General features: G+C 74.6%; 3 protein-coding genes and 1 pseudogene. 1 reads left to right on the top strand and 3 read right to left on the bottom strand.

The features are described from left to right. A pseudogene (locus tag L0B03_RS14480) lies at window positions 1–390 on the top strand (hypothetical protein); the annotation flags it as partial. 22 nt (window positions 391–412) lie between these two features. On the opposite strand, the gene L0B03_RS14485 reads toward L0B03_RS14480, so the two are convergent. The 3 genes from L0B03_RS14485 to L0B03_RS14495 form a co-directional block, all read right to left on the bottom strand. Then, complete coding sequence (locus tag L0B03_RS14485) at window positions 413–922, bottom strand: ATP-binding protein (RefSeq protein ID WP_250447006.1); 510 nt, start codon at window positions 920–922, stop codon at window positions 413–415. Between the two features lie 135 nt (window positions 923–1,057). Then, the gene (locus L0B03_RS14490; protein WP_250447009.1) at window positions 1,058–1,534 is read right to left on the bottom strand and encodes a hypothetical protein; all 477 of its coding nucleotides are present in this window, start codon (window positions 1,532–1,534) and stop codon (window positions 1,058–1,060) included. A gap of 56 nt (window positions 1,535–1,590) precedes the next feature. After that, on the bottom strand, window positions 1,591–4,329 hold a 2,739-nt coding region (locus tag L0B03_RS14495), incomplete at its 5' end, for a TM0106 family RecB-like putative nuclease (RefSeq protein WP_250447012.1).

Genomic DNA, 4,329 nt, shown 5'->3' on the forward strand with positions numbered 1-4,329 from the left:
GCCCAGGCTGCGGGGGGCGCGTCGTCGGGCGGGACGGTCGCCACCGTGACCAAGGGCTCGACCAGCGCGCCTGGCAGCGACCCCACCCCGAGCCGGCGCCGCCGACGGGGCAAGACCTCCAAGGCCTACGTGGGCCCGGTCTTCACCTCGGACGCGTTCTACGCCGACCGTCCCCAGACGATGGAGGCCCTGGTCGCCCACGGCACCCTCGCGGTCGAGATGGAGGCTGCAGGCTTGTATGCCACGGCCGATGCCGAGGGTGGTCAGGCGCTGGCGATCTGCACGATCTCGGACCTGCTCTTCTCCGACGCCTCCTTGACGGCGGCCGAGCGTGAGCTGCTCTTCGACCGCTCGGTCGCCTACGGCCTGGCGGCCTTCGCGGCCAACTGAGGATCGCCCGCTCGACGAGCCCTCAGCGGGTGGGCTCGGAGCGCGGGTCGCGGACGGTCCCGAGGTAGTTCGCGTCCTTGTCGGCCGAGTCGATGGCCTCGGTGGAGCTGGTGCCGAAGCGGGCCCACACGTTCTTGGTGTCCTCGGTCTGGTACCAGCCGACGTCCAGGGACAGCTGGTGGGCGAGGAAGAGGCCGAAGCCGCCCTGGCCCGGGGGCCGCTCCCCGGCGATGTAGGGGCGTCCGTCGACGTCGTGGTCGGCGACGTCGAGCAACCAGTCCGTGCCGTTGGACAGGAGCCGCACGAAGGTCGGCGGGATGCCGTGCTTGAGGGCGTTGGTCGCGAGCTCGCTCGCCACGAGCACGAGCTTCTCGGGGATCCGTCCCAGGCCGGTGCCCTGCTCGAGGGTCTTGCCGGTGAGGGCCTGGTGCAGCGAGGCCCGTAGGGTGGTCAGCTCCCCGGCCTTGTCCAGGACCCACTCGTCGACCTGGTGGAAGTCCTCAGGCGGGCGGGAGGACTTGATCTCATCCATGCTCAGCGGCTCCAGGTCCGACGTCGGGGTGGGCGGTCCGGGTGTGGGCCCGGCACGTGCTCCGGACGGGGACGGCGTCCAGCCCGTGCAGTTCTAGCAGGGATCGGCCCGCTTCGCAGGACACCATCCGGCGGGTCACTCGTCGTCCTTGGGCCGGGCCTCGTGGTGGGCGCGGCCGTGGGTGCGGTTGCGCTCCTTGAGCTGGGCCTCGTAGACGTGGCGCCGGCCGGCCATGAGCTCCTCGCGCACGGTCCGCTCCCAGGTGCGGAAGGGCTCCCAGTAGTGGTCGTCGTAGTCCTCGACCACCTGGAAGGTCCAGCGCTTGGCCAGGACGTTGCGGCCCATGAGGTCCGCGCGCATCCGGTCGGCGAGATCCCCGTGACCGGCCTCGGCGAGGGCGTCGAGGGCGGCGGCGAGGTCGTTGTCCCCCCGGCCGGTCATGCGGTGGAACCCGTAGAGCATGCCGCGTGCCTGCTCGACGACCTCGAGGGCCGCGGTCAGCTGGCCGACGGCCTCGACGGTCGCGTCGTCGACCCCGTCGGGGACCTGGTGCGCGGCGTCGGGCCCGTCCGGGGCCGGCTCAGGTGGGGGGACCTGCGGCTCACGGCTCATGAACAGATCCAACGTCGATCTGGTGGGTGCAGCAACCGGAACGGCGGGTGATCTGCCTAGGGGCGCGGGGCGGCGCGCAACCGCCAAGGCTCGAGGTCCGTGCGGTCGGGCTGGTCCAGGGCGAGGAAGGCCCCCAGCTCCTCGAGCAGGTCGGGGCGCCCGGGCAGGTGGTCGGTCAGGGCGGGGGAGCGCACGAGGACGGCGCACCACTGGCCGCGGGAGATCGCCACGTTGATGCGGTTCCGGTCGAGCAGGAACTCCATGCCGCGCGGGACGTCGTCCGCCGACGAGGCCGCTGTCGTCAGCAGGACCACGGGTGCCTGCTGGCCCTGGAACCGGTCGACCGTGCCGACCCGCACCTCGCCCAGCCCCGCGGCGTCGAGGGCCTGGCGCACGGTCCACACCTGGGCGTTGTACGCGGCGACGACGATGACGTCGGAGGGCTCGAGGGGGCGGTCGACGTCGGCGGCCGGGTCCTGCCAGCGCCGGCCGACCAGGTCGCGGGTCAGCCGCACCACGGCCTGGGCCTCCTCGGGGGAGGCGATGGCGTTGCCCTGGTGCGGGACCAGCTCGGTGCGGACGCCGGGCTCGACGCCCTCGAGGGACCGCTGCGCCGTCCGGGGCTCGCTGCCGAGGCGGCCCTCGTAGGCCAGGCGTGAGACCGCGGCGCACAGCGCAGGGTGCATGCGCCAGGTGCGGTCCAGGAAGTAGCCGAGCTCGGGGGGCAGGGTGTCGTGCCCCTCGGTGAGCCAGCCCAGGGCCGAGCGGTCCACCGGTTCGGGGTGGCGGCCCTGGCTGACCTGGGGGAGCTGCTGGGGGTCACCGAGCAGCAGCAGGCTGCGGGCGCTCTCGGCCACGGCGAGGGTCCCGGCGAGGGAGAACTGCCCGGCCTCGTCGACCACGAGCAGGTCGAGGGGGGTGGCGGGCAGGCGTCCGGGGTTGGTCAGGTCCCAGGCGGTGCCGCCCAGCACCGAGCCGCCCTCCTGGTCGTGGAAGGCGGTGAACCGCCCGGGCGTGGTGAGCCAGGTCCACGGCGCTGGTGCGGGGTCGGCCCCGGCGGGCCGCTTGCCGATGCGGTGCTCGGGGACCCCTGCCTCCGCGACGCCCCGCAGCAGGTTCTCGACGACGGCGTGGGACTGGGCGACCACGCCGATCCGCCAGCCCTCGGCCACGAGCCGGGCGATGACCCGCGCCCCGGTGTACGTCTTGCCCGTGCCGGGCGGTCCCTGCACGGCCAGGTAGGAGTGGTCGAGGTCCCGCAGGGCAGCGAGGATCGCGTCGACGTACCCGGAGTCCTCCGGCCGGGGCAGCGGGCTCGCGGTACGGGGCGGGACCCGTCGCAGGAGGTCGAGGGCGGGGTGCCCGGGCAGCGGGGGTCCGTCCGCCGCGCTGAGGTGGGCCAGGGTCCGTTCGCCGAGGGTGCGCAGAGCCGCCTCGATCGAGGTGGTCGCCGGGGGCCGGCCCGGGCACAGGGCCATGGGCAGGTGGTCGTGCGGCTCCTCCTCGCGGCGCAGGGCGTCCTCGACGAGCAGCACGTCCCGCGGTCCGTCGGGGCCGGCCTCGGTGCGGACGTCGAGCACGGTGATCCGTTCGGTCCAGCCGCGGGTCCCGGTGCTCGAGGTCTTGGCCCCGGCAGGCAGGGGTGCCTCGTAGAGCGCGAAGGCCGCTGCCCCGGGGCGCAGCTCGCTGCCGGGCTCGAGCCGGCCCACCAGGCGCAGGTGCCGTCGCGGGAGCTGGCGGGGGGTGCGCCGGTGCCAGGCCTCGACCACGCTCGCCTGCTCGACGAGGAGGGTGCCGCGCGGGTCGGTCCACTCCTCCGGCGGGCTCGCCAGCCGGTCGAAGTGTCCCCACCAGAAGGGCTTGCGCTCACGCCAGTGGTAGCCGAGGGCCGCCGCGACCATGGCGACGGCCTTCCGGTCCCGGGGCTCGAGCCCCGCGGCGGCCTCGAGCAGGGCGGGGACGAGCGGGTCCTCCTCGGGGGCCGGGCCGCCGTCGGCCAGCTCCTCGTCCAGGGTGGTGGGCCGGGGCGCCGGGTGGACCCCGTGGCGGGCGGCCTCCTCGAGGAGCCAGTCCCGCAGCAGCAGGGTCGAGACGCAGTCGTCGGTGTTGTAGTCGGCGATCTGCTGCAGCCGCTGCTCCCAGGCAGAGGTGCGGCCCTCGTCGCGCAGGGCGCAGGCCTCGGCGTACTCGACGATCGAGTCCCCCGCGGTGGTCACGGCCCCGGTGCGGGCCGGCATGTAGAGGGGCTCGAGCTTCTTGATCGAGTACGAGCGCTGGCCGGTGCGCAGGCTCGTCCGCACCGTCGCGTAGAGGTCGACCAGCACGCCGTCACGCAGCAGGTCGTCGACCGCCTCCTCGCCCACGCCGTGCCGCCCCGCGAGGCCCAGCAGTGCCGTCTTCTCATACGGGGCGTAGTGGTAGACGTGCATCCCGGGGTGCTGGGCACGACGACGGGCCAGGTACCCGAGCACGTCGAGGAGGGCCTGCCGCTCCTGGGCGCGGTCGTGGGCCCAGAAGGCGCGGAACACCGGGGCGGCGCCGGGCGTGGCCGGGGCCTCGACCAGGCCGATGAGGTACTCCAGGCCCCAGTCCGTGCCGCCGGACTCGGTCCACAACGGGTCGCCCTCGAAGTCCAGGAACACGTCCCCGGGGTCGGGGGCGGGCAGGGCGCCGATCACCTCGGGGGCGAAGAGCTCGTGCACGACGGCGGCCGGGCTCGAGCCCGTCGGTCCCGCGTCCCGCGCCGGGAGGGTGGCGTCCTGCTCGGCCTGGAGCCGGGCCTGGGCGCGCAGGGC

It is taken from the genome of Actinotalea sp. C106, from assembly GCF_023630195.1.
GTDB lineage: Bacteria > Actinomycetota > Actinomycetes > Actinomycetales > Cellulomonadaceae > Actinotalea.

Excerpts from the sequence above, each read along its gene's own strand:
- L0B03_RS14485 (WP_250447006.1), bottom strand. The coding sequence starts at position 922 with ATGGATGAGATCAAGTCCTCCCGCCCGCCTGAGGACTTCCACCAGGTC.
- L0B03_RS14490 (WP_250447009.1), bottom strand. The coding sequence starts at position 1,534 with ATGAGCCGTGAGCCGCAGGTCCCCCCACCTGAGCCGGCCCCGGACGGG.